General features: G+C 67.8%; 19 protein-coding genes, 1 tRNA gene and 1 pseudogene. 5 read left to right on the top strand and 16 right to left on the bottom strand.

Annotated features, from left to right (window positions below):
• Nucleotides 1-207: 207 nt before the first annotated feature.
• Nucleotides 208-2,289, top strand: a complete 2,082-nt coding sequence (locus IE313_RS00105) for a DUF8823 domain-containing protein (RefSeq protein ID WP_373316874.1) — start codon at nucleotides 208-210, stop codon at nucleotides 2,287-2,289.
• 104 nt (nucleotides 2,290-2,393) lie between these two features.
• On the opposite strand, the gene IE313_RS00100 is transcribed toward IE313_RS00105, so the two are convergent.
• The 3 genes from IE313_RS00100 to IE313_RS00090 all read right to left on the bottom strand — a co-directional run bounded on the left by IE313_RS00100 (nucleotide 2,394) and on the right by IE313_RS00090 (nucleotide 5,310).
• Nucleotides 2,394-3,236, bottom strand: coding sequence for a MerR family transcriptional regulator (locus tag IE313_RS00100; RefSeq protein WP_229924308.1), 843 nt, complete (start codon nucleotides 3,234-3,236; stop codon nucleotides 2,394-2,396).
• 635 nt (nucleotides 3,237-3,871) lie between these two features.
• Nucleotides 3,872-4,426 carry a glutathione peroxidase gene (locus tag IE313_RS00095; RefSeq protein ID WP_189928781.1) on the bottom strand — a complete coding sequence of 185 codons (555 nt, stop codon included), beginning with the start codon at nucleotides 4,424-4,426 and terminating at the stop codon, nucleotides 3,872-3,874.
• A 215-nt stretch (nucleotides 4,427-4,641) separates the two neighbouring features.
• Nucleotides 4,642-5,310, bottom strand: a complete 669-nt coding sequence (locus IE313_RS00090; protein WP_373316873.1) for a chitinase — start codon at nucleotides 5,308-5,310, stop codon at nucleotides 4,642-4,644.
• A 913-nt stretch (nucleotides 5,311-6,223) separates the two neighbouring features.
• Between IE313_RS00090 and hglS the strand changes: the two genes are divergently transcribed.
• Both hglS and IE313_RS00080 read left to right on the top strand, forming a co-directional pair.
• The gene (gene hglS / locus IE313_RS00085; RefSeq protein ID WP_189929236.1) at nucleotides 6,224-7,648 is read left to right on the top strand and encodes a 2-oxoadipate dioxygenase/decarboxylase; all 1,425 of its coding nucleotides are present in this window, start codon (nucleotides 6,224-6,226) and stop codon (nucleotides 7,646-7,648) included.
• A gap of 666 nt (nucleotides 7,649-8,314) precedes the next feature.
• Nucleotides 8,315-8,387: transfer RNA gene (locus IE313_RS00080), tRNA-Arg, on the top strand.
• A 129-nt stretch (nucleotides 8,388-8,516) separates the two neighbouring features.
• Here the strand turns inward: IE313_RS00080 and IE313_RS00075 are convergent.
• From IE313_RS00075 to IE313_RS00045, 7 genes are all read right to left on the bottom strand, one after another.
• Complete coding sequence (locus tag IE313_RS00075; protein ID WP_189928779.1) at nucleotides 8,517-9,704, bottom strand: tyrosine-type recombinase/integrase; 1,188 nt, start codon at nucleotides 9,702-9,704, stop codon at nucleotides 8,517-8,519.
• Complete coding sequence (locus IE313_RS00070; protein WP_189928778.1) at nucleotides 9,704-9,910, bottom strand: helix-turn-helix domain-containing protein; 207 nt, start codon at nucleotides 9,908-9,910, stop codon at nucleotides 9,704-9,706. Before IE313_RS00070 ends, IE313_RS00075 begins: the two co-directional genes overlap by 1 nt.
• Nucleotides 9,907-11,295 carry a replication initiator gene (locus IE313_RS00065; RefSeq protein ID WP_189928777.1) on the bottom strand — a complete coding sequence of 463 codons (1,389 nt, stop codon included), beginning with the start codon at nucleotides 11,293-11,295 and terminating at the stop codon, nucleotides 9,907-9,909. The genes IE313_RS00070 and IE313_RS00065 overlap by 4 nt, the downstream gene beginning before the upstream one ends.
• Nucleotides 11,292-11,537, bottom strand: a complete 246-nt coding sequence (locus tag IE313_RS00060; protein ID WP_189928776.1) for a hypothetical protein — start codon at nucleotides 11,535-11,537, stop codon at nucleotides 11,292-11,294. Before IE313_RS00060 ends, IE313_RS00065 begins: the two co-directional genes overlap by 4 nt.
• 137 nt (nucleotides 11,538-11,674) lie before the next feature.
• The gene (locus IE313_RS00055; RefSeq protein WP_189928775.1) at nucleotides 11,675-11,869 is read right to left on the bottom strand and encodes a hypothetical protein; all 195 of its coding nucleotides are present in this window, start codon (nucleotides 11,867-11,869) and stop codon (nucleotides 11,675-11,677) included.
• Nucleotides 11,870-11,881: 12 nt separating this feature from the next.
• Entirely contained in the window at nucleotides 11,882-13,279 is a 1,398-nt protein-coding gene (locus IE313_RS00050) for an FtsK/SpoIIIE domain-containing protein (RefSeq protein ID WP_229924255.1), read from the bottom strand.
• Nucleotides 13,276-13,638 (bottom strand): SCO3933 family regulatory protein, encoded by a 363-nt coding sequence (locus IE313_RS00045; RefSeq protein WP_189928774.1) that lies wholly within the window; start codon nucleotides 13,636-13,638, stop codon nucleotides 13,276-13,278. Before IE313_RS00045 ends, IE313_RS00050 begins: the two co-directional genes overlap by 4 nt.
• A gap of 211 nt (nucleotides 13,639-13,849) precedes the next feature.
• Between IE313_RS00045 and IE313_RS00040 the strand changes: the two genes are divergently transcribed.
• Nucleotides 13,850-14,590, top strand: coding sequence for a GntR family transcriptional regulator (locus IE313_RS00040; RefSeq protein WP_189928773.1), 741 nt, complete (start codon nucleotides 13,850-13,852; stop codon nucleotides 14,588-14,590).
• A gap of 291 nt (nucleotides 14,591-14,881) precedes the next feature.
• Here IE313_RS00040 and IE313_RS00035 read toward each other — a convergent pair whose 3' ends face one another.
• The 5 genes and pseudogenes from IE313_RS00035 to IE313_RS00015 all read right to left on the bottom strand — a co-directional run.
• On the bottom strand, nucleotides 14,882-17,482 hold the full coding sequence (locus IE313_RS00035) for a DEAD/DEAH box helicase (protein ID WP_189928772.1): 2,601 nt from the start codon (nucleotides 17,480-17,482) through the stop codon (nucleotides 14,882-14,884).
• A gap of 7 nt (nucleotides 17,483-17,489) precedes the next feature.
• The gene (locus IE313_RS00030) at nucleotides 17,490-19,655 is read right to left on the bottom strand and encodes a site-specific DNA-methyltransferase (RefSeq protein ID WP_229924254.1); all 2,166 of its coding nucleotides are present in this window, start codon (nucleotides 19,653-19,655) and stop codon (nucleotides 17,490-17,492) included.
• A 660-nt stretch (nucleotides 19,656-20,315) separates the two neighbouring features.
• Nucleotides 20,316-20,636 (bottom strand): hypothetical protein, encoded by a 321-nt coding sequence (locus tag IE313_RS00025; RefSeq protein WP_189928770.1) that lies wholly within the window; start codon nucleotides 20,634-20,636, stop codon nucleotides 20,316-20,318.
• A gap of 14 nt (nucleotides 20,637-20,650) precedes the next feature.
• Nucleotides 20,651-20,944, bottom strand: coding sequence for a hypothetical protein (locus IE313_RS00020; protein ID WP_189928769.1), 294 nt, complete (start codon nucleotides 20,942-20,944; stop codon nucleotides 20,651-20,653).
• Nucleotides 20,934-21,527 (bottom strand): annotated as a pseudogene (locus IE313_RS00015) (bifunctional DNA primase/polymerase); the annotation flags it as partial. The pseudogene IE313_RS00015 and the gene IE313_RS00020, both read right to left, overlap by 11 nt.
• Before the next feature lie 241 nt (nucleotides 21,528-21,768).
• Between IE313_RS00015 and IE313_RS00010 the strand changes: the two are divergent.
• Nucleotides 21,769-23,154 carry a helix-turn-helix domain-containing protein gene (locus IE313_RS00010; RefSeq protein ID WP_506005221.1) on the top strand — a complete coding sequence of 462 codons (1,386 nt, stop codon included), beginning with the start codon at nucleotides 21,769-21,771 and terminating at the stop codon, nucleotides 23,152-23,154.
• A 43-nt stretch (nucleotides 23,155-23,197) separates the two neighbouring features.
• On the opposite strand, the gene IE313_RS00005 is transcribed toward IE313_RS00010, so the two are convergent.
• The gene (locus IE313_RS00005) at nucleotides 23,198-24,124 is read right to left on the bottom strand and encodes a phosphotransferase family protein (protein WP_189928767.1); all 927 of its coding nucleotides are present in this window, start codon (nucleotides 24,122-24,124) and stop codon (nucleotides 23,198-23,200) included.
• Nucleotides 24,125-25,001 lie beyond the last annotated feature (877 nt).

The following is a 25,001-nucleotide window of genomic DNA, read 5'->3' as shown; positions in this document are numbered from 1 at the left end:
ACCGGGCGAGGGGGCCCGCCCGTTGTTGCAGGGCCGCCGGCCCGGCGCGGTCCGGCCGGACCGTCCCCGCCGGGCGCCCGCCCGCGCTCCTCGCCGCGGGCCGCGTGCTAGCGTCGCGAAATCGGGGTTACGTCACCGGATGGCTGTCGGGAGTTTCCAGAGGCGAAGCCTCCGGAGCCCGGCCAGGAGAAACGGGGAGAACCTTCAGTGGCCACTGCGGAGCCGACGCGGGCCGACGACGCCGACGAGACGGGCGGGGGCCGCAGCGTGGGGGCAGGTGGCAGGACGGACACGCGAATACCGCAGTCCGCAGCCCGGGACCGGCGCGCAGAACGTACGGCCACGGAGGCGACCGGCCCGCAGGCGAAGGACACCCGCTCCGCACCGGACGAGAAGAGTGCCGGCGCCCCGCCGAGGGGCACCGGTGCTCGGCCGAAGGACGCCGGACCGGGCCCGAAGGACGCCGGGCCGGGTCCGGCGGACGTCGGGCCGGGTCCGAAGGTTGCCGGGCCGGGTCCGGAGGACGTCGGGCCGAGTCCGAGGGGGGCGGGCCCGCGCCCCTCACGGCCCCCGGCGCGCGAGCGGCTCCGCCGGTTCGTGCACCACCCCGTGACCGTCGTCACCGCCGTGGCCGCCCTGGCCCACCTGGTGTGGTTCTTCGTCTTCGCCAACGGCGGCGGTGACCTGGCGGCACAGGACGCCTGGGCCGAGTTCGTCGGCAGGCACCCCGACTCCGCCTACAACCTGGCCTGGTACGGCGGTATGCACCCGGTCTCGTACAGCGTGGTGTCGCCGTACCTGATGTCGGTGCTCGGGGTGCGCAGCACGATGATGGTGGCGGGCACCGCCTCGGCCGGGCTGCTCACCCTGGTCCTGATGCGCAGCCGTGCCGTGCGGAAGCCGCTGCCGCCCGCGCTGGCCGGCGTCTTCGGACTGCTGTGCAACGCCGTCTCCGGCCGGGTCACCTTCGGGCTCGGCACCATGTTCGGCCTCGCCGCCGTCGCCACCGTCTTCTGCTGGCCCTACCGCTGGCGGTACAGGCGCTGGGCGAAGGCGGCCGTCGCGGCGCCGCTCGCCGGCATCGCCACCGCCGCCTCGCCGGTCGCGGGACTCTTCGTGGGCCTGATCGCGGTCGCGCTCTTCCTCCAGCGGCGCCGGCCGGGGGCGTACGCGCTGGGCCTGGCACCGGCGGCGGTGGTGGGCCTGTCGTCGCTGCTGTTCCCGTTCTCCGGCACCCAGCCCATGACGTTCGCCTCGGCCCTGGAGCCGATCGCGTGCGCCCTGATCGCCTTCTTCCTGGTGCCGCGGCGGTGGAAGACGGTGCGCATCACCAGTGCCGTCTACGCGCTCTCGGTCCTGCTCGCGTGGCTGGTCAGCTCGCAGGTCGGCTCCAACATCACCCGGTTGGCCATGCTGTTCACGGGCGCCGTGCTGCTGGCCGCGCTGCCGTTCACCGTGCCGCGCACCCGCAGGTGGTACACGATGGTGGTGGCGCTGGTCGGGTTCGTGGTGTGGATCGGGATACACACCGTCGCGGACGTCGTGCACACCAGGCCCGCCGCGTCCTGGGCGCACCAGCTCGCTCCGCTGGTCAACCAGCTCCAGGTGGTGGGTGCCGAGCGTGGCCGGGTCGAGGTGGTGCCGGCCCGCAGCCACCGTGAGGCGTCCGCGCTCGCGCCGTACGTGAACCTGGCCCGCGGCTGGAACCGCCAGGCCGACATGGAGCGCAACCCGCTCTTCTACGACGACACCCTGAACTCGGCGAACTACCACGAATGGCTCCAGCGCTGGGCCGTGCACTACGTGGTGCTCCCCAAGGACGAGCCGGACGGCGACGGCGGCGAGCGGGAGCGCGAGCTGGTGATGCGCGGCCAGCCCTACCTCAAGCAGATCTGGGGCGACGCCAACTGGCAGCTCTTCTCCGTCACCGACCCCATGCCGCTCGCCACTCCGCCCGCGGTGGTGGACCGTGCGGAGCAGGGCGAGCTGACGATCGAGGTCAAACGGGCCGGACGGGTGCTGATCCGGGTGCCGTACTCGCCGTGGCTCGGCCTCGTCGACAAGCAGGGCAAGGGCGTGGAGCCGCCGCAGGAGACGGAGGAGTCCAAGCACCGCGCGGACGGCGGACCCAAGTCCTACGACAACGTCAACGGCTGCCTCATGGAGACCGAGGAGGACGCCGCGGGCGACCGCTGGACCGAACTCCTCGCCCCGCGCGCCGGCGTCTACCGCCTGGCCGCCCCCTACCAGTTGCCGCGCGGCACACCCTGCCCGGCGGAACTGCGCTAGGACCGGCCGTCAGCCGTCAGCCGTCCCCTGGTCTTCTGGCTGCCTGGCCTCCTGGTCCGCGGCCCCGCGGACCAGGAGGCAGGACAGAGGGTCCGGGCCGGGGCTCAGCCCGCGGTCACCGGGAACGCCACGTCGCAGACCTCGTCGTCGGGGTCCGCCGAGATCCAGTCCGTGAAGTAGACCTCGCGGCTCGGCCCCGTGATGCCCAGGCCCTGCCGTGCGATCCACTCCTCCACCGCCTCGAAGGCGGCGATGATCTGCGGGTACACCACCTGTGCCTTGGTGATCCTGGTGTACGCGAGGCGCTGCGCGGGCTCCTGGCGGGCCCGGGTGTCCCAGCTTCGGCCCTGGGACAGCACCCAGGCCCTGGCGGCCGCCGGGTCGCGCACGGGCACGCAGGTCTCGACGGGGCCGTCGCTCTCCTGGGTGACCTCCGCGTGGTAGACGACGAACGGCGCGCCCGTGACCCCGCCGCACGCCGCGGCCGCGGTCAGCAGCCGGGTCATCGAGGCGCCGATCCAGGCCGGCAGTTCGTCGGCGAGCGTGTGGCGCGACTGGGTGATGACGTACCGCGCCGGTACGTCCATGGTCCTGATCCCGAACTTCCCGTACAACTCGGAGCTCCTCCCCGAAAGGCGTGCACGGAGGTAGTCGACCAGGGTGCGCTGGGCCGCGATGCGCTCCTCGACGCCGCGCCAGTACGCGGCGACGCGGTGGGCCGCCGGCTCGCCCGGCTCACGCACCACCGCGGCGATCCCGGCGAGCGGCATGTCGAGCCGGCGCAGCAGCGCCACCAGACGGGCCCGCTCGACCTGGTCGGCGCGGTAGTAGCGGTAGCCGTTCGCTTCGTCGACATGGGCAGGAGCGAGCAGGCCCGTACGGTCGTAGAGCCGCAGGGCCTTGGGCGAGAGACGGGCGCGGGCGGCGAAGGCACCTATGGTGAGCAGTGCTCCGCCACCGGTCGGGGTGTCGTCGGCGCCTCTGCGGGCCCCCCGGTCCCGACCGCTCGCCCTGCCGCCCGTGCCGCCGTCCACGCCGTCGTTCCTGTCGTCCGCGTCCACAGCCCCATCCTCCGTCACCGGGCGCCTGCCGCCCGGTGTCAGGGACGATGAACTCTGCCCCAAGGACAAGGTCAAGGCCAAGGTGGGGCGGCCGCACCGGGAGACCGGACGGGGCGGGGGTACGGTGCGCCCGCCGGTTGCCGATCGCCGGTTGCCGGTCCGTGGCCGGTGGCCAGTCGGCAGTGGCCGCGGACGGGCAACCGGCCACCGGCAACCGGCAACCGGCGATCGGCCACTGGCGATCGGTGGCCGCGGCCCGGCGGCCCCTCGATCGCCGACCGATGGCCGGATCATGACGGCGAGGGCCTGGGTGATGACGGCGAGGGCCTGGGTGGTGACGGCGACGGCCTGGGTGATGACGGCGAGCGGCTGGGCGATGGCGGTGAGGAGCCGGGCGCCTCGCTGGCCGCAGCGGGCACGTCGTGGTCGCCCGCGCCCGCGCGGCGGAGGCGCATGCCGGCGCCCCGGGCCCGGAAGAGCGCTGGCGCCCCGGGCCCCGGAAGGGGCGCGGGGAAAGCCGCTCACTCCCGGGCGAGCGCCTTCTCCAGTGCGGCGACGACCTCGGGGGCGTCCGGAACCGTCTGCGGCGCGAACCGGGCCGTGACCGTGCCGTCCCGGCCGATCAGGAACTTCTCGAAGTTCCAGCGGATGTCGCCCGTGTGGCCTTCCGCGTCGGCGTGGCCCACCAGGCGTTCGTACAGTGCGTGCCGTCCCTCGCCGTTGACCTCGACCTTCTCGGTCATCGGGAACGTCACCCCGTAGGTGGCCGAGCAGAACTCGGCGATCTCGTCGGCGCTGCCCGGCTCCTGGCCCATGAACTGGTTGCAGGGCACGCCCAGCACGCTGAACCCACGGCCCGCGTACTGCTCGTGCAACTGTTCGAGGGCCTCGTACTGCGGCGTCAGACCGCACCGGGAGGCGACGTTCACCACCAGGACGACGCTGCCGCGGAACCGCCCGAGCTCCGCCGAGCCGCCCTTCAGCGCCCCGATCTCCACTCCGTACACGTCCTCCGCGGCCCCGTCGACCGGACCGCCGTCCACCGTCTGCGCGTTCTGCGCCTCGTTGTCGCTCATGTCCGGAGCCTAACGCCGCGGCGGGGCGACGGGAGCGGCGCCCGCCTCCCGGGAAGGCCCCACCTGCTCCCCGGGAAAGCCCCGCCTGCCAGGGGAAAGCCCCGCCTGCTCCCCGGGAAAGCCCCGCCTGCCAGGGGAAAGCCCCGCCCGCTGCCCGGGGGAGCGGCGCCCGCCTCTGCGAAGCGGTGCGCGTCCCCCGGGGGAGCCGTCGGGGTTCAGCAGGTCTGGCCGGGGCCCGGGAGGGTGTGCAGGATGCGGGTGTACTGCCGGTAGAGGGTGACGCGGTGCCGCATCTGGTCGGGGTTGCCGCCGTCGCACTCGGCCGTGCCGTTCAGGCTGCGGATGGTCTCGCCGAACCCCTCGTGGTGGACGATGGCGTCGTGCCCGGTCATGGTGCCGGGGCCGGTCTGGGTGTTCCAGTACCACAGGGCGGTGGCCCAGGCGACGGCCGGATCGCGCTCCACCAGCCACGGGTCGTTCAGCAGGTCGAGCCCGAGTGCGTCACCCGCGGCCTTGTAGTTGAAGTTCCAGCTCAGCATGATCGCACCGCGCCCGTAGTAGGCGTCACGGCCGGCCGGGCAACCGAAGGGCTGGGTGTCGTCGCAGAAGACGGGGTACGACGCCGGGTTCTGGTTGACCTTGTAGACCAGCGCCCCCGTCTCGTGGCTGACGTTGGCGAGGAAGGCGGCGGCTTCCTGCCTGCGCACGAGCAGCGAACCGGTGTGCGCGAACCCCGGGTACGAGCGGGTCGCGTCGAGCAGCCCCTGGTAGGTGAAGAACGGGTCGCGGTCCGGGAACATCCGGTCGAACTGCGCCTCGCCGAGCACCAGGCGCATGGGGGACACGGTGTGCGGTGCACCGTCCTCGGCCGACGCCGCGGGCACGGGCGAGCGTCAGGGCCGTCACGAGGGCCGCCATCAGGGCCGGCAGGCCGCTCATACGTCGTCGCAGCACGCGCTTCGTCACTCCTCGGGTCGCAGCCGGTGGGGGAGGGGTGGAACCGGAACGGGAACCGGGGGACGGCACCGGTTCGGGACGGAACAGGGGCGGAACGGGGGCGGAGCAGGGAGTGGGAACTGGCGGGGGCGGAGCAGGGGGACAGAAGAGGAGGGAAGGAAAGGAGAACAAAGGAGAGCAAAGGAGAGGAGATGAGATGGGATGAAAGGTGAGGAAAGGTGAGGAAAGGAAAGGAGGGGAGAGGAGGTCGGAGCCGATCGGGAGGGGAGTCGCGGTGAGGATAGGCCCGGCCGGGCTAGCAGGTCTAGACCACGTACGGAAGTCGCCCTGTGGTGCGGGCCGGTGCCGTGTGCTAAGGCCCGGCGCACGGGGGCGGGGGTGCCGCGCCGACCACCCGGTTACGGGTACGGCCTCCGTCGCCCTCCCGCACAGGACCTGCGGACACGGGTCGCAGGACATGGGCCGCAGGGCGCGGGGTCGCAGGGCACGGACCGGGGGGATCGGAGGGGCTCCGGAGGGATCGAAGGAGGGCGGAGCGCCTGGTGGGTGCGGGTGAGAGGCCACCTGGACGCCGGCCGTGCACGTGCTGCACGATGACGGAGAGACAACGAGACGACACGGAACGCACCCATATGCACGAGTACATACCGTTGGGTCCCCTTACACCCTCCACACCGGACCACCGGTGCGACCGAGGTAACCGAGGTGACTACTGATGCGACTACTGATGCGACTACTGCTGCGACTGATATGACGCGACCGGTATGACACGACTGATATGACGCGATGTGACCCGTGCCGCTCCGCCGGACCGCGGCCACCGAAGGGAAGCCGGTGAAGATGATCAGCCAGTGGCGCCTGCGTGCCGCTTTCGCCCGACGGCTCTCCGCGATGTACGGGCGGGAGGTCCCGGCGTACACCACGCTCGTGGACGTCTCGCGCGAGGTCAACGAGGACGTCCTGCGCGACCGCGGCGCCGACGCCGAACGCCTCGGCTCCATCGGCCGGGTGACCGCGGAACGGCACGGCGCCGTCCGAGTCGGCACACCCGCGGAACTCCAGCAGGTCGCCCGCGTCTTCGGTGCCCTCGGCATGCACCCGGTCGGCTTCTACGACCTCAGGGAGGCCGCCGCCAGCGCCGTCCCCGTGGTGTCGACGGCGTTCAGGCCGGTGGACGGCGAGGAACTGGCCCGCAACCCCTTCCGGGTCTTCACCTCCCTGCTCACCCCGGCCGACCCCCGCTTCTTCGACCCGGAACTCCGCGCCCGCCTGGAGACGTTCCTCGCCGGCCGCGAACTCTTCCCGCCCGAGCTGCTCGCCCTCGCCGACCGCGCCGAGGCCGAGGGCGAACTGCCGGACGACGCGGCCGAGCGCTTCCTCCAGCTCGCCGTGGCGGCCTTCGAACTGTCCACCCAGCCCATCGACCGGGTCTGGTACGAGACGCTGGAGAAGGTGTCCGCTGTCGCCGCGGACATCGGCGGCGTGCGCAGCACCCACGTCAACCACCTCACCCCGCGCGTGCTCGACATCGACGAGCTCTACCGCCGGATGACCGCCCGCGGCATCGAGATGATCGACGCCATCCAGGGCCCGCCGGGTGGCCGGGGGCCCGCGGTCCTCCTCCGCCAGACCTCCTTCCGCGCCCTCGCGGAGCCCAGGACGATGCGCGAGCCCGACGGACAGGTGCGCGAGGGCGCGCTGCGCGTACGGTTCGGCGAGGTAGAGGCCCGCGGCATCGCGCTCACCAGGGCAGGACGCGAGCGCTACGACACCCTGCTGGCCGGGGTCGACGAGCGGCTGGCCCACGACCCGGACGCGGACCGTCCCTCCGTCGCCCGGACCCTGTGGGCGGACCTCATGCCGGGCACCGAGCACGAACTGGCCGCCCAGGGCCTGGCCTACTTCACCTACCGCCCCGCACCCGAGCGCCCCCGGGACGGCGCCCACCCGCCCACCGCCCTCGCCGACCTGCTCGCGACCGGCTGGCTGCGCGCCGAGCCCATCGTCTACGAGGACTTCCTGCCCCGTTCCGCGGCCGGGATCTTCCAGTCCAACCTGACCGACCGGGGCCGCAGGGACGACGACCAGACCGCCACCGCCTACGACAGCACCTGGCTCTCCGGCGCCCTCGATCGTGACGTCCTGGACCCCTACACCCTGTACGACGCCCAGCAGCGCCGCTCGCTGGAGGCGGCGGCGGAAGAGCTGGGCATCGCCGTGCCCGGCACGCAGGGGCTGGCGCAGAGGGAGCGGGCCACCCGCTGAACACACTGCGGCGAGCCACCCCGCCCACGCCCGAGGCGGGCACCGGTTTCTCGGGGGCCCCGGCGGTGATCGGGTTCCTGATCTTGGGGCTCGCAGCGTTTTGCGGGGTCCGGGTTGGCTCCGGGGTTCGCGATGCCGGCGGGGTTCGCGATGCCGGCGGGGGCTCGCCAATGCCGTCGGGGGGTTCGCCAATGCCGGCGGGGTTCGCAACGCTGGCGGGGCTTGCGATGCTTGGTGGGGGTCGTTTTCCCGGCAGGGTTCGGGTTCCTGGCGGGGCTCGCGGTGTTCGGAGCGGGCCGAGGCGCCTGGTGGGTTCGGGTTCCTGACGGGGCGCGCGATGCTCGGTGGAGCCGACCGGGCCCCGGGTGGCCTCTTGGGCCCTGGCGGGTTCGGGGACGCTGGTGAGGCCCCCGAGGTGTTTGATGGGGCCCCGAGGTGTTTGGTGGGGCTCGCGAGGTGCTTGTTTGGGCCCCAAGGTGTTTGGTGGGGCTCGCGGGCTCCTGGCGGGGGCGCAGGGACCCCTTCGCCCGCCGGGCACCGCCGCCATCGCCCCAGCCGCTACACTGATGGCGGCGCACCACCCTGGTGCACCACGGACTGCCCGGGCCACCCGTGCCCCGGGACCGCCTCCACGGACGGCCCCGGCACACCGCCCGACAGCTCCCCGCCTTCGTAGCTCAGGGGATAGAGCACCGCTCTCCTAAAGCGGGTGTCGCAGGTTCGAATCCTGCCGGGGGCACCGAACGCCGCGTGCGCGGCGAGCACGACGAAGGCCCAGGTCAGCCGGTATGTAGCCGGACGCCTGGGCCTCAGTCATGTGCGGGGGTGGATCATGGCGCCGGAGCTGCCGTGCCAGATCCGTGCCAGATCAGTTGATCTTGTTGTTCACCTCGGGGTGGGGGTCGGTGGAGGGACGGGGGCCGCTCTTCCTGTTGCCCTGCTTGCTCTGGGACTTCTTGATCAGTCCGTCGACGTGATCGGCGATCTCCCGGTCACGGCCGCCGACGAGGTGCTGATAGATCATGGCGGCCCGGACCGTCGAGTGCCCCATACGGGCCATCAGTTCCCGGGTAGTGGCCCCGCCGGTCGCGGCGAGGCTGTTGCCGGTGTGCCGCAGGTCGTGGAAGTGCACGCCCTTGACGCCGGCCCGGCGGCAGGCGGCGGTCCACGAGTCGTGGAAGTTGTTCCGCCGCAGCCGCCCGCCCTTCGGGCCGACGAACAGCAGACCGGTCCGGCCGTCCGCACCGAAGATGCGCAGATGCTCGCTGATCTCCGGCACGAGGGAGGCTGGGAACGACACCGTGCGGACGCCCGCCGCGCTCTTGGGCGCCTTGATCTCCAGCTTGCCCGACTGCGGCTCGGCCTGGGCCCGGCGCACGTGGACGAAGCGTCCCTCCACGTCGATGTCACGGCGTTGCAGGGCAGCCAGTTCGCCGAAGCGGAGACCGGTGAAGGCGGCGAGCAGGACCAGCACGCGGTAGCGGCCCTCGATGGCGCCGGCCACGGCGAAGACTTCCTCAACGGTGAGCACAGGCCGCTCGGGGGACTTGGTGATGCCTGCGCCCTTGATACGGCACGGGTTGCGCTGGATCAGCCCGTCGTCCACGGCGGTGTTCATGGCGGCCCGCAGGATCTGGTACGCCTTGACCACGGTGGCTTCGCCCACGCCTGCGTCGAGCAGGTCACGCCGCCACTGCCGCACGCGCGGTGTGGTGATCTCGGCGACGGCCAGGTCCCCGAGGTACGGGCGTATGTGCAGCCGGATGACGCCCTCGTTCCTGCCGCGACTGGTGGCCGCGTAGTCCCGCTCGCGGAACCAGCGGTCGATGAAGTCGCCGAGCGTGACCTTCCCAGCGTCCGGATCGGTCCAGCGACCCCGATCAATGTCCGCCTCGATCCCGGACAAGGCCACCTCGGCGTCACGCTTCGTCGGATAGGTCCGGTCACCGTTGCGGAGCTGCTTGGTCACCGGGTCGGGGTAGCGGATCTGGAACCGGCCGGACGGAAGTTGGCGCACGGCACCGAACCGCCGCTTGCGCCCCTTGTTGTTCGGCATCAGGCCACCGTCCTTCCTGCCGTGGTGGTGTGTGGGTTCGTCGTCCGGCGCTCGATGTAGGCGTTCAGCGCGGACTCGGGTATACGGACGTGGCGGCCGACCTTGACGAAGGCAATGCGCCGTTCGGCGATCAGCCGCCGGGGGAAGCGCTGCGTGGTCCCGAGCCGTTCGGCGACTTGGGCGACGGAGAGGAGGCGGTCACTCATGCCCGCACCTCCTGTGCGCCTGTCCGCGGGGCGGGCACCTCGGTCTTGGCCGCCCGGACGCCCGCCGCGATGAGCGCTTCGTCGGGTGCGTAGCCGCGTCCGGCGAAGCGCCAGTGAGAGACGGTGACCGTCGGCCGGTCGGCCAGGCCGAGGACGGTGCGCTGTTGCTGTGCGAGGTGTTCGGCACGAGCCGTGCGAAGGGCGGTCAAGGTGGTCGAGTAGCGGCGTGACTTGGTCGAGAAGTGGCCGCCGTAGCCGAGCATGTGCGCCCACTGCCTCAGCCTCAGCGGCTCGAACTGCGGCAGCGCGCCGAGCCACCAGCACGTTCCGATCATGCGCAATGTGTGCTCCCGGACGGGGAGCGTCGCCAGGTCGGCCGCCCTATGAATGCGGGCATCGACGGCGCCGGCCGCTTCGGCTCCCTTGGTCGCGTACTTGGCGATGTACGCGGCCACGGCCGCAGAGGGCAGCCGCTCTCCGGTGCCGAACTCGGCGATGGGCCGTACGTCGACCTGTGAGCCGAAGCGCAGCACACGCGGCCCGATGATGTCGCCGCCCGGAGCACGCAGGCGGACCAGGCTGGAGGCGTGGTGCACTGCGTCGGCAAGGAACTGCGTGGTTGCCCAACCCGGCGGAGACGACTCGGACCCCTCCGGTCCGTCGAGCCGGATCACGGCGTGGAAGTGGATCAGGCCGCGCCGCTGGTACTCGGCGACCTTGGCATACGAGACCCGCAGTCGGCCGCCCAGCTCTGTACGGGTGAGCCCGGCCCGCCGGGCGATCTCGCGGCGCAGCTCCAGCGCGAACCGGTGCCAGAGCTGTCCCGCGTGAGCCTGCCAGAGGACGGCGCCCGCGTAGTCGTAGCAGTGCGGGCAGAGCGCTTCGCCGAGTCGCTTGTCGTCCTCCGCGTGCCGCACGCGGCAACCGATCGGTACACCGTGCGCGCAGTGCTTCTGCGTGCGGCGGGCATGGCATGGCTGGAGCCGTCCGGAGCGTTCACGGCGGGTATGGACGGCACCGAACCCGGGCGCGGTGAGGGTCACGAAGACGCGCGGGTGCCCGCCGACCGTGGCCGGTGTCTCCTTGCCGCCGACAAGTCCGGCACGGATGAGCTGGTACGTGTCGGCGCGGTAGAGGGCGGCGCAGGTCGGGCAGACGGTCGCCCGCCGGTTTCCACAGGCTGTGAGCAACCGGCCGCCGCGCTCGTCGGTCGCGAAGGAGTGCAGCACCTCTCCCGTGGTCGCGTCGACGAGCGAGGCGTTCCCGACGAGGTGCACGGGATTGGTGCAGCCGCCCAGACGCACGATGCTGCGGTACCAGGCCCCGAAGTCACCTGCCGACGCGCGTTCGGCAAGTGCGGTGATGGCGTTCGCCCTAGTGTTCATCGGCCACCTCCGAACGCCTGCGCCATGACGGTCGCGATGGCTTCCGGCCGGGTCTTGGCGCTGAACCGCAGGGTGGGATCGGTCAGCCACAACGCGGCGGCGTGCGCCGGGCAGAGCCGCTGCTCGGCACCATTGCGGTCAACCAGGATGGCTTCCGGACGTCCGACACAGGTCGGGGTCTCGGTCTCGCGCAGCTCGCAACGGGGCGGCGGAGATTTGCGCGGGTGGGTGGGGTTGGTCAAAGTGTGAGTGCTCCTTTCACTGTCCACGTGGTGGTCGGAGTGGGCTTCCGGCGGGGTCGGGTTTGGCGACTTCGCGCCCCGTCGGAGGCCATGGGAAACGAGCGCGGGCATGACTGCCTCCTTCGTCTCGTGGCCGGTCAGAAGTGCAGGTGACCGAGGAAGGTGCTCACCCCTTCCAGTGCGCTGCGGACGAATGGGGCCGCTGCGGTCGTGGCGACGAGGAAGCCGAAGACCGAGCAGAGCAGGAACTCCAGCCAGCGCAGGTAGCGGATGCGCAGCAGGAACCAGATCAGGAGGCCGAGCAGTAACGCGGCCGACATGGTGATGAGCACGGCGGGTGCCTTTCATGAGTCGTGGTCGTGGTCGTCGTTGCTGGTCCGGCTGTCGCGGTCGAGCCGTTCGAGACGGACGGTCAGCCCGGCGGACGGGCCGCCGAGGACATCGGCCAGTTCAGGGAGGAACGGGGTCAGGTGGGCGTACTCGACGGCGGTCGCCTCGGCCTGGGCCTCGGAGACGAGGTGCGACCGGGCGCGTTCCCAGCCGTCCCCCGAGGCGAGGACAGCGGTTCCCGCTTGCTCCGGAGCGATGGCCTGGGCCGCCTTGATGGCGTCCGGGTTGAGATCGCCGAGGGCCATCTCCGCCGTTCCCGGGTCGGCGACGCGGTGACAGACGCGGCCACCGAGCTGTGCCCGTAGCGCGGTGACTCCGGGGCCGAGGTCGGAGCCGACCCGCTGCCCGGCGACGATCAGGAACACCCCGAGCGCGGCACCGAGCTGAGCGAGCCGGATCAACGCCGTACCGGCCGCCTGCGCTTCGTCCTTCTCACCGCGGTTCGCTATGAGGAAGAGTTCCGCGATCTCGTCGACGATGACCACGACGGGTACCGGCTGATCGGCGTCGGGTAGCCCCCATATATTGCGGACGTGCGCTTTCCGGCAGACGGCCATCCTGTCGAGGGTCAGCTCGACGAGTGCGGCGAGCAGCTTCACCGCCTGCCGCCGATCGGTCGCGAGGGCCGATAGTCGCGGCCCGTACAGGGACAGCTCCATGCCGCCCTTACAGTCGATCCCCACCAGGGCCACGGGTTGGGGCGCGAGGCCGGCCACGAGTGCGTTGATGAGCGTCGACTTGCCCGACCGAGTGGCACCGACGATGAGCCAGTGCGGCACCTGCCGCAGGTCGATCACCCACTGCGCGCCGGTTTCCAGCGCCCCGACGACGACTCGCAGCAGACGACCGGATCCCCGTTGCCTGGATATCCGCGGCTCCCGCAACGGGTCCGCGGTCGAGGCGACGACGCGCACGATGCCGGGCCGGTGCGAGGTGACGCGCACGGCGTGCACCTGCCAGTTCTCCGCCATCGCGGGCGCCGCTTTGGCGAACGCTTCCGGCACCTGCCCCGGCAACAAACGCACCAGGAACCAGAAGCCGCCCGCGGTCGGGTGCATGACACCTCGTCGCGGGACACGGGGCTGAGGAGGCGGAGCACCCTTGCCGACAAGCCCAGAGACCACGACGAGCGCGGCTTTGCGGCTCACGGCCAGCCCGCACCCGGCCATCAACGGTCGCCACGTACGGGCGACCTGCACGCACGCCACGGGGAACCCGAGGAGGAGCCACCAGGCGACCGGGAACGTGCGCCGCAGCAGCGGACCGGCGAGCAGGAGGCCGAGTGCCAGCCCGGCGATCAGCACGAGGACCGTGCCGGGCCAGTGCGCCGCCGATGTGGCGAGGTAGGTCACTGCGCACCGCCCTTGCCTGCCGCAGCGCCACCGGACGACGGGGTGGCGGACAGCGGCTTGATCTCGGCGGCACGGAAGGCGATGCCGTGACGACCGTCGTTCTCCCACGGCGTGGCCACCAGGTCACGCACCTGTACGGGCATCCCGAGCTGAACCCCACGCGGCTCACCGGCCACGCTCACGTTGACGACCTCGGCTGCGGCCCCGGCCATCAGGCACAGGCCGACCTGGAACATTGTCTGCCCGGTCTCGCGGTCGACCCGGACCTGTCCCGTCTCGCGGTTCTGGAGACGCGGCGCAGGCGGGACCGCGCAAAAGATCCCCGTGAACTTGCTTGTGTCGATCGGAAGGCTTGCCACTGCGTACAACTCCCTTGACTTGAAGGCCCGTAGGCGACGCCTACGGGATGACTTCCACCCGTAGTACGGGTTGCAGGTACGAGAGTGCATCCCGTACTACGGGTTGTCAAGCCGTACAGGATGGGAGATGCTGAGGCTGTCCCAAGAACGGAGACGAATCGTCTAGGAACCAGGGACACCGACCGAGCCAAGTGCCGACGTGGAGACCGCTATGCCGCCGGAGAAGACCCCTGCCAAGTACCGGTTGATCGCCGAGCACCTGCGCGCAGGCATCCTGGACGGCACCTACCCGGCCGGCCAGCCACTCCCATCGGAAGAGATCCTGGCCAAGCAGTTCGGCGTCACCAGGCCCACCGTCCGCCAGGGCATCGCGGAGCTACGCGCTGCGGGCCTGGTCGAAGTCATGATGGGCCGAGGCATGTTCGTCCGCTCGCCCCACTCGCGCCCCAGCTACACACGACCGCGCGGCGTCCGCCAAGACAGCGACGGACGTTACGTCGAGGCAGACGGCCTGCGCTGGACAGACGCCGAGAACCCCACGGTCACACGCACAGACGCACCGCTGGCGCTCGCAGACTTGCTGAACATCCCGCCGGGCGAGCCCATGTACAGCTACGACGTCTTGCAGACGGCCGAGCGAGGCCGACTCCGCCAGCTTCACCGCACGCACATTCCGTTCTCGGTCCTCCTCGACACCAAGTATGAGGAGGAGGCCCCACCACCGGCCCCGCAGCTCTACGCAGCACTGACGGGCCTAGGCCACGATCTTCGGTTCACGGAGTACCTACGCCCCCGCATGCCCCTCCCGGACGAGGCAGAAGCGCTCCGCCTCCCCGATGGCGTGCCACTCCTGCACATCCTCCGCGTCACGCTCAACGAGCACGGCAAGCCCCTGGCCCTGGAAGAGTTCCACTTGCCGGGCGACGACCTGGAACTGAGCTACCAACTCTGAAGCGCGATAACTTGCGTGGCTCAGACTTTCTCTACGTCTTCAAGGCGGCTCGCTCCGCTCACCGCGCGCGGCCCAGCCCTCGGCCGAGCCTGCGCTCCTGTCGCGGCTTTACGGAGCCACTTTGGCGCGAGCCTCGAAGATCATGGCCCCAACGTCGTGCTTTACCGGGCAGGTAGACAGACTGCCCGACGCGCCGAAAGCTTACAGGGCCATGATCACTCGCGCCAAAGCAGCGCCACCCCAAAGCCGCTCCGCCGACCGCGCTTTCCGCGCCCCGTCGACCTGACAAGCTCAGTAATCTGTCGCAGCCGCGGACAGATAAAGCTGTTCCGCGTCGCTCGCTCCCTTAATAGCTTCTCGCACCGAAGAACTCTTTAGGTCGAGCACTCGAAGCCTCTTGTCCTTCGTCTCTGCCACAGCCTCGATGCGGTGGAATTCAGCGCCGTACTCCTCAGTGAAATCCACCAGACCCACCAACTTAGGGAGAGCGTCCCGGAGGTGGAAGCCGTGCGGATCGACAATGGAGACCTTCACATCAGAGAGATCACCATGGAAGAAGATGAAGTCAGGACACATGCGCCGCCAATCACCCTTGCCGTCCTTATAAGCGATTGCGAGCGAATCCTCAGAGGCGCGTCCCGGGTTCCTATACCAAGCCAGGAAGCCCGGCTGCCCCATCTCCGACTCTAGAACCTTCGTTTCCCACTGGTTGAGCGATGAAATGGGGAAGTCACCGTTCTCGTCAGCCATGAGGTGTCCAGGCTTAGTCACAACCTTGCTACCGTCCGAATACTCTGTTTCCTCGGACCGAACTTTTGGTCGTGCAACTCCGGTGCGCTGCGGCTCTACGGACATCGCGACGATGTCGTCATAGACGGCCTTGCGTTCGTCCGTCAGTCCCTTGATGGCTACCCGGAACTGAGAGAGCCATTTGGTCGCCAGGGCGTCGGCCTCCCGATCGACAGCCTCCTGAACACCGTTGACTTGCGCCAAGGCAGCGACTTTTACGTGAGCATCAAAAAGACCATCATCGTCATCATCCTCCACTGCGATATGGTCGGCATACTTGCGTGCCAGATCCGGGGAAAGGAGACGTTGCGCAACTTTGAAGTCTGAATCCACCGAGCGCTCGTCCGCGATCTCAGTGAATTTTTCCGCTACAACAACATTTTTGTTGTGAACGGAGGCAATGAGCGTCTCTCCCCTGACATCCAATATGCCAGTCGTTGCGACTTGCACCTGCTCTTTGTGTCGAGCCATCAAGCCATCGAGAACTGCGAATAGTTCCGCGTAAGCAACCTTCCGGGCGTCAGCCAAGAGGTGGTCGCGTGAGAGAGCCTGGGCAAGTGCTGTTAGTCGCTTAGTAGGCTTTGCTGCTTTACGTGGAAGGGTCTGGGACGGAATAGCGTCAAATGCATCCCAAACTTCCGCGGGGACCGCCTGATTAACGACCATGTCGACCGGCTTATAGAGGACGCGGCGTCCCTCGCCTCCGCCGGAACCTCCAGATCCGTCTTCACTGTCGTCGCCAGAGCTCTTTCCGAGGAGGATCTCGGCGACCCCAGTGGCGGTCGCGCGATTGAAGAACGGAAGGACACACTCGACGGAATTGAGGCGATCATTTCCGGTAATTCGGCGCGCTAGTGGAGTCCGAACCATGCGGCCAAGGAGCTGTGTGATATGCGTCCTGTCAGTAGCCGGGCGAAAAGATACAAGCACCTCAGCCCGAGGACAATCCCAGCCCGTGGAGATAGCATCTTTTGCAAGAATGACTCTGATATGTGACCTATCCTGGACCTTTTCCGGCGCCACGTATGGAATCACGTAGTCGCCCAATTGGATGTTTGCGTGTTCTCCGAATACATGCGCGATGCTGCCGGCCGGCAGTTCTGGCCACTCTTCGCGGATAGTATCGATGGCCGATACGAGCAGGCTGTCTGATGGAGTGTTGGGGACCTGTACCACCAGGAGCGGTACCACTGGGTCCGATGTCGTGCCTTGCTCTTCGGCGTATTGCTTCCACTGCGCGGCTGACTCGCGTACTTTTCGCGTGCCTCGCTTTAGAAGGACGGTGTCGAACACGCCTGATTCTGAGGGGAAGTCGAGACGAATGTCGTCCTTCAGGAGGCCAGACTCCTGGATCAGGGCGGGATCAACCTCATAGTCCGGGTAGGTGAAGCGGCCTTGCGCCTGCGACATCGCTTCCGAGAACCGTTCAATTGTCGCAGAAATGCCCCACACCACGGGGACCGGAGGCACCCCACTACCTCCGTTGACCAGGCGCTTGACGATAGTGGTCCTATCCTCACGGTCGCTTTTAGTGAGCTTCCGCATCCCTTTATGTGCCTCATCAAGAATCAGATAAAGGGTCAGGCGGTCATCCTCGATGGTGTTCTTGATTGTCTCCCAGATAGTAAAGGCGCGTAGGTCCGGCGACACTGAGCGCTCTACTAGAGGTGTCTGTTCGTCCTCTGCCGCTCCCCGGACAAGCAGCGACTTCTTCGAGAGCTTCTGCGAGTTGAGGAAGTATACCTTCCCTGATTCAAACTTCTCTCGATTGAAGGTGTTCTCGATCACGTGCAATTGGGAGTGAGCGATGCGGTCACATGCCGCCTCAACTAGCCGCAAACGTGTCTGCTCGTTGAGAGACGGATCGTCTGTGAACCACAAAACTACCGCTCCTTGGTCGGCTTCAAAATCCCAATCATCGTTGCCGAGGAAAAGAGACTCGATCACTGCGGCGGCCATAACCGTTTTACCGGCACCGGTAGTGGCTGCGAGAGAGAAGGAGACGTTACGACCCTTCCGATGGAAGTCCTCACGGGCGTCACTGAAGTAGGTCAGCATTTGACCCACGGCGTCGTTCTGGTACTCCTTCAGCGTGAATCGCATCGTGCAGTTACTCCCTGCCCGTGTTGATTGTGAAATTCGTCAGATAAGACTCGTACAAGCGCACTGGTTCTACGTGGCCTGGAAGCTCTGAGCAGACCATTTGGAAGCTACGGTCGTCGTCAGTCACGATGAACGCCATTCGTACGCTATCGACCTCTGCAAGAGCGGTCAGAAAGTCGTGCGAGTAATCCATGTCAAAAAGCACGCCGTATGAGTCAGCGATATCAAAGCCGTCGCGCGCGTTCTCTATACGACGTCCTCGTGCTCCGGCCTTAAGCCAAAGCAGGGGAGCCACAGCCTCGAAAGAACGGTGATGTGCAACTGCTCGCGGAGCTTCATAAGTCATCGTAAAAAATTCGATGTTCTCATCGAAGCCATCCGACATAGGAAATGGGTCGGCGAACCTGTACTTTCCTTTAATGGGCTCGCCCTCGGGTGTCAAACCTGTGACTGCCGCTTGCAGTCGCGGCTTAGTAATGAAGTCGCAGATGCCGAGTCGCTCCCATTCGGCATCACCAGGCCGCAATCCTTGTGTCCGCAGCCGAGCCTGCTCGTTCGCCGACACCTCGTTATTTGTGACGATGATGCTGGATCGGGATCCTTCGTCTTGGCGATTCAGACGCATAACGGCATGAGCAGTAGTGCCAGAGCCGCCGAAGAAATCGACGACAAGAGCATCCTTTTTGGGGCCAACAACGAAGCGCAGGATGTCCTCGACCGCGAACAGAGACTTAGGGTACGGGAAGTGGCGCTTTGGAATAAGCGCTGAGAGAATACTTGTACCGCCGATCTCGGCATTGTGTGACGCCATATTCCACACCCGCTTCGGCGGAGTGACAATTGAACTGTCTGGCGTGACGTGTCCTTCTACGGCGCCATCCGCAGCTCGCCCAGTGACGGTGATTTCTCCCTTGCGGATGCGCTCAATAGTGCCACTGGGCAGGTAATAAACCGTGCCCTTTGCGGTGGCTGGCTTCCAGTTTTTAACCCGTGCGTAGCCGTTAGTCCAATTTTTCCTCAGAACCTCAGGCGTCAGTCCCCACAGCATTTCTGTCCCGTCAGGCTTTAGTGGCCAAAGCGCGACTGTACCCGCAGGGGTCGGAACGGCAGATCGATCGACGTCGTCATCGATCGGATCACCAACAGAGTGCAATGTCCCATCCTCACGGGACACGAAGATGGGATAGAACTGATTCGGTCGCGAACCACGGACGCTGGACGGCTCTCTACGTCGCAAGCCAAGCCATTCGATTGGCTTGGGAGCAGCTTCTACCTCTTCGGCGGCTTCGTCTTCCTGTGTTTCCTTGTACGACGGGAGCATGTTACTTTCCCACGGGTGAATTTTCGCCCCCCCGAAGGTCAAGAAAAAGATATGCTCCTCGACTCGTGAGAATTTCCCGCGCCGCACTGCCCCCTTTGCGCTAATGACGGACGTGACCATCTGAATAGCGGCCTCTGGGAAGGTTTGCTCAAGCAGCAGGCCGAGACGAAGGACCTCTTTCTCGTCGATTGTGACGATAAGGGCAGAGGACTCGGGGCTAAGAAGGCGCTTCGCGAGCTTCAGACGCCGTTCCATGAAGGCCAGCCACTTAGAGTGGGCGTAATCGTCTTCAGGGTCGACGTAATCGTTATTGTACTTCCAATCATTGTCGCGAGTGTTGTATGGGGGGTCGATGAAGATGGCGTCGACTTTCCCCTCATGGGTGAAGAGCAAGGTCTGCAGTGCGTGGTAGTTCTCCGCATTGATAACAGAATGGAACGGCTTTTCGCCCCCTCGCTCGACTTTGCCAGTAGAAATGAGGCCCGGGAAAATGGCGTCACGGAACTCCGCTACGACAACGAGATCATCTACGGAGCGGGTTGCGGTCTCAACCTCCGCATCGGAAGTGTCTTGACGAGTGAGGGTGGCAACGCGGCCACTCCCAGTACGCGTGAGACCAACGACTCTCCAGATGCGCTGATCGACTGACTTGGGACGGGCCCCACGCTCGGCTAGGAAGCGCACCTTGTCACCCTTGCGAACCGGCCGCCCTGGCAGATCGACCGTCTCAGGCACGTGGCGTTCAAAGTTGAGTCCGAAGCGGCGACGCCGGCTTAGCGCTTCCACCTCCCTAGCTAGGTCGGCAGCCAGCTGCGGATCCTTCTGTCCGACCTGCCGCAGGAGGTTGCTCAACGTCGACACTCGGTCCTGTCCTTCCGCCGTCCACTATGTGCTTCCCTGGCTTCACCAGCGCATGGAAGGCTATCGGGTGCACCAGCATGCAGAGGGCCAGTTGGAGCAGACGCAGGTCCCCAGCCCTGGCGTCAGCACTCGCGCTCTGCGTGGACTATGCGTGGACGAGGCCGAGGTTCTGGTCCGTCGGCTCCCTCGTGACCTGCACCACCGTGGTCCTCGCTAACGGCCTCCGGAGCCGTGTGCGCCGGTTCGCCCTGCCGAGGGCGCCTTGCCTCAGGTGCCCATCGACCCCGTCACCAGCGGAAAGGCGGAGACCGGGGTCTTCGCGCGTGTGCAGCTGTATGCCCCTCGGAGCATCCACGGCACGCACCCCAGATCGAGCGGGGAACAGTGGGGAGTCACGGTGAATGCGGCCCGGCCTGCCGAGGCCGCTCACCGAGCTTCCGCCCAGGTCAGCGCCTGAACGGGCCTCAAGGGATCGCGGCTTCCCAAGCTGATGGCTCGCGATAGCGGGTTCGCTGTCTCGCGCTCCGCCCGGGCTGCGGCGCTGGGGCGCCGGTCCCGGCCGGGCGCTCGGCGAGGAACTATGCACCAGCCAGGACATCGAACAGCCCCGCCAGTCGTCTCTTGGACGAGCGACGGGACCGGAGTTCGACTTCAGGCGGCCGAGGTGTCCGGATGGTCCGTCCGGCCCGCGGGCTCCGCCATCTCCGCCGTCAGTCCCGTTGCGACCAGCCGTGCCATCAGCTGCACCGCATCCGGTCGGAGGGTGCCGAGGCAGACCAGGCCGTCACCGAAGACCGACACGTCGGCCTTGAGTCCGCGGAAGTCCGTCTCCAGGCCGGCAGAACGGAGCTGTTCCGCCAAGGTCTCGGCGGCTCGCTTGGCCTGGGCCCAGCCGCGTACGTAGGGGCGTGCTTCGGCCAGGTTCTCCGCGCGGCGGGCCACGACCCGGCGCGGGTCCATCCGATCTGCCATGTCTTTTCTCCCGGTCAGTTCGTTCGGCGGCAGTTGCCGGCGGTATCGCGATGGTCCTGGGTGCACCGCAGCGCTATCCGCAGTATCTCCGCCAGGCGTTCGGCAGTTTCCGGTGCGACGCGGCCGAGGTCGATGAGGCCGTGGCCGAAGGCGTTGAGATCGGCGCGCAGGTAGGGGAAGTCGCAGGCCAGGCCCGCCGCGGTGAGGACTTCACGCAGCGCTGAGGCAGCGTTGCGAGCTGCGTACCATTCGTCGGTTTCCAGCGGGGACCAGTGGGCGGCGTCCGGGTACTCGTTCTCACTCGCCATCGTCGACCGCCGATCCCTGCCCGTCGTCCAGGCCCTCGACGTGGCCGAAGTGGTCCGTGGAGTACCGCTCGCCGTAGTGCTCGGCGCGTTCCATGAGCGCAGCAGCGGCCACGAGCATGACTGCCAGCGAGGCCGTGCGCAGTGGACTGCTTTCGGGGCAGCGAATGGGGGCGCGCAACCACTGGTACCGGTCGCAGGCGAGAGGGATAGGACCCGGTACGACTACGAACGAGCCCTGGTGGAGGTAGCGGTAGTCCGGAGGCGAGTCCGTCTCCTCGAAGACCAGGCGCTCAAAGCGCTCGCAGGACCTGGCGGGCAGGAAGAAGCCCATGCTTCGGGCGGCACGGTCGACCATAACCGGCCCTACCGGCATCTGCCGCCTGACGAGCTGATCGAAGGTCTCGACGCCGAGTCGCTGTTCGGTGATCACGATGTCGAAGGCGAGACCGGTCGGCAGGGTGCCGGGACGCCGCGGGTCGTCAGCCCACTGCTTTCGACACAGTTCCGGGTCCTCCGCCACGGAGGACAGCCATTCCGCACCCCGCTTCGTCATCCTCTGCACGTCATCCACCTCGGTCGGACGCTTCTCGCCGGCCCTTGCGGCCGCTTACGAAAAGGGTGCTGCGCGGTCTTTGACCTCGACAGATGACGAGAGGTGACGGGGGATGACGAGCCTCTGCTGAGCGCGTCATCCCCTGTCAGACGCCGCGCCTCCTGGCGTGCATCTCGCGCACGCGGTGTTCAAGTGCTCTGTGGGTTCCGTACATTCGACGAGTGGCAACGGACGACGTTGCCCATGGCTGGAGGCTCAGGAGGCGGGAACTGTGGGCGCGGCGCAGTCGGTCGGGGACCTCTTAAGGGGTGCCCGCACGCAGCGCGGTTGGAGTCAGCTCCGGCTGGTGAGCGAGCTGCGGCGTACCGCGGCGCATCATGGCCAAACCCTGCCGACCGATGCCAGTGTGAAGCGCCGCATCGCGAGTTGGGAGAACGGACACAGTACGCCGGACGCGTTCTACGGCCCGTTGCTGTGCGAGGCGTTCGAGCTGTCGGCCGCCGAACTGGGGCTCAGCCACTTCACAGGTCAGGATTTCTCGCTGCTCGACGCTGCATACCCCGCGAGTCCGGACGCCGCCATTGCGACCGTTGACCAGTTGTGGCGTGCTGACCTGAACGGGTATGAACCGCTGCTCCAGTCCGAGCCGTCCGAGCCCGCGTGGAACGAGGCATCGCTCCGCTGGTTGGTCGCGCCGGAAGCCTCCTTCCCTGCTCCCCGGAACGGCCGAACGCCGAAAGTGGGCCTCACCGACGTCGCTGTGATCAAGTCGACGGGTGACGTGTTCGCTCAGCTCGACGACCAGTTCGGTGGCGACCACGCCCGTCAGTCCGTCATCCAGTACCTGAGCCGGGATGTCGCTCCACTGCTCAAGGGGCAGTACACCGAGAAGGTGGGGCGCGCACTGTTCTCCACGGTGGCCGAGGCGACGTTGCTCGCCGGGTGGATGTCCTACGATGCCGGGCACCACGGGCTGGCCCAGCGCTACTTCCTCCAGGCCCTTCGGCTCGCCCAGGACGGGAACGACCGGCGCCTTGCGGGCAGCATCCTGTCCGCGATGAGCCACCAGGCCACCTTCCTGGGCCAGTACACGCATGCTGCGACGCTCGCCCGCGCGGCGCTCATGGGGATTTCCGGAGTGGCGACGCCGACCCTGCGCGCGCAGTTCCACGCCATGGAGGCCCGTGCTCTCGCACGTACCGGTGACCGCCGCGCCACCGAACTCGCGATCAGTCAAGCCGCCAAAGCACTGGGGGCCGCCAACATCGGCGACGAGCCGGAGTGGATCACCTACTTCGACGCCGCGGAACTGGCGGCGGAGACGGCTCACTGCTTCCGCGACGTGCGGAAGGCGCGCGAGGCCGTGACCCACGCGGAGAACGCCATGAGCGGCAGCCACGTGCGCAGCGACTTCTTCGCGACCCTGGTGCTCGCGGACGCGCACCTGCACGCCGGGGACGTGGAGGAAGCCTGCCGGGTGGCGCTTGATGCCCTCGACATGGGTGAACAGCTCAAGTCGGCTCGGTGCGCCGCGTATCTGGTGGAGTTCCGCCGGCATCTCGAAGCGCTGGGCCCCTCGCCCGCGCTACGAGAGCTCACGGAACAGGCGGCGGGTCACCGCCTTTGGATCGCGACCGACGGTCCGGTCCCGGTTTGAGTGTCGGTGGTCGATCACCGAACCACTTGAGTGCCGAAGCCCCTCAGAACGGACTCCACTCCTTACGGCTCCCGTCCGTGCGCAGCGTCTCCACCCGCCGCGCGAACTCCGCAGCCGACTTCTCGCTACCGGCAACCTGCTGGCCCATCCACAGCACCATCATCAGTTCACGCACGTCCGCCAGGACGCGATACCCGGGCCAGTTCATGACGTCGAAGCCGTAGTGGTGAACGAAGTCCTCGTACTGTTCGCGGGAGTGCCAGCCGAAGCGGTCGGAGTAGATCGCCGTGAGGATCAGGTCCCACTCCCGCGGTGCGAGGGTGAAGCCGTCCAGGTCGATGAGGATCGCGTGCCCGTTGCGATGGCGGAGTATGTTGCCGATGTTGGCGTCGCCGTGGATCATCCCGAAGGGCAGGACGAAGTCCAGCTTCTCGTACTCCTTGGCCAGGCGTACGACGCGCTGTTCAAGGTACGCCGCGTCCTCTGCCGAGACCCCGCGCATCGCACGCAGCGAGGACCACAGCTTGCCCACCGGGTCGAAGTACGACAGGTGCAGTGACTCGGGTTCCTCAAGCCAGTGGAGCCGCCGCAAGAGGTCCGCCAGCTCTGTGACCGTCGCGTACTCCTCGCGCTCCTGCGCGCTCTCCCAGAACGTCACCACCCGACCGCCGGCAGTGAGAGGCTGCTCCACCCCGGGCAGGACCCGGGTCGCGGGGAAGTCCTCCGACTCCAGCCAGCGAGCCACGGCGACGGCACGTTCCATCTCCGCCGCCGCGTCCACGTCACGGGCGATACGGACGATGACCGGAGCGGACGGCAGCCGGTAGACGGCGTTCGAGCCGAGCCGCAGCAGCTCCGCCCCCGATGCGTCGATGCGAGCGACAGCGCACGCCTCACGCAGTGCCGTCCCAGCCGTCTCCGCCGTGAAGTCCTGCCGCCCGTCCGGCTCGCCCGCCCCCTGAGAGATCATGTGCTCGACGGTACTCGCGCGTGCCAGATCCGTGCCAGATGGACGGGGGACGGACGGTCACCGACGGTCCAGCACGGCCAGCGGCACCCGCAACCACGCAGCCTGGGCGTTCGCCAGGTCAGGGACATGATCGCCGGAGCACCCTCCTAAAGCGGGTGTCGCAGGTTCGAATCCTGCCGGGGGCACCGAACGCCGCGTCCGCGGCGAGCACGACTAAGGCCCAGGTCAGCCGGTACATAGCCGGATGCCTGGGCCTCAGTCATGTGGGGGAGTGGATCATGGCGCTGGAGCCGCCGTGCCAGATCAGTTGATCTTGTTGTTCTCGTCGGGGCCGGGGCCGGGGCCGGTCTCGGTGAAGGGCGGGTGCCGTCCTTCCGGCATCGAGCGCCAGATCGAACAGGTCCGGCGCGCACCAGCTCCGGATGCTCCCGCGGAGGGGGAGGACGTGACTGAGGCGGTGATGGGGGTGACGTGGCTGACCCCCGCGCGCCCCTACCGGTGAGCACGCGGTGATCAATCCATCATTGGGCTGTCGCAACCATGGCCTTTAACCGTGGGGAGCTGGCTTCCGCCTGGCGAACCGGTGATACACGCGCGATGTGGCGGAACCAGGGCTGGTGGATGCGAAGAGAACCCGCGCTCGGTGTGTCGTAGGCGGACCTTCGTCCCGGTGCGAGGGCGGATCAGTGCCTGAATCGCGTGCCCGGGAAGGTCGAGGCTCATGTGTCCTTGAGGTATGCAGAAGCCAACGTGTCTTGGCACTGGCGGAATGCTGTCACGAGCAGAGTGTCGGCAGTGCGTGAACCGCCCCGGCTCGTATGGAGACTCGATTTCATGAAAGGATCGGGTCATGGCACGACCCTCCCGTTACCCGCTT

It is taken from the genome of Streptomyces sulfonofaciens, assembly GCF_014656295.1.
GTDB lineage: Bacteria > Actinomycetota > Actinomycetes > Streptomycetales > Streptomycetaceae > Streptomyces > Streptomyces sulfonofaciens.
This window is presented reverse-complemented; position numbering and strand designations above follow the sequence as displayed.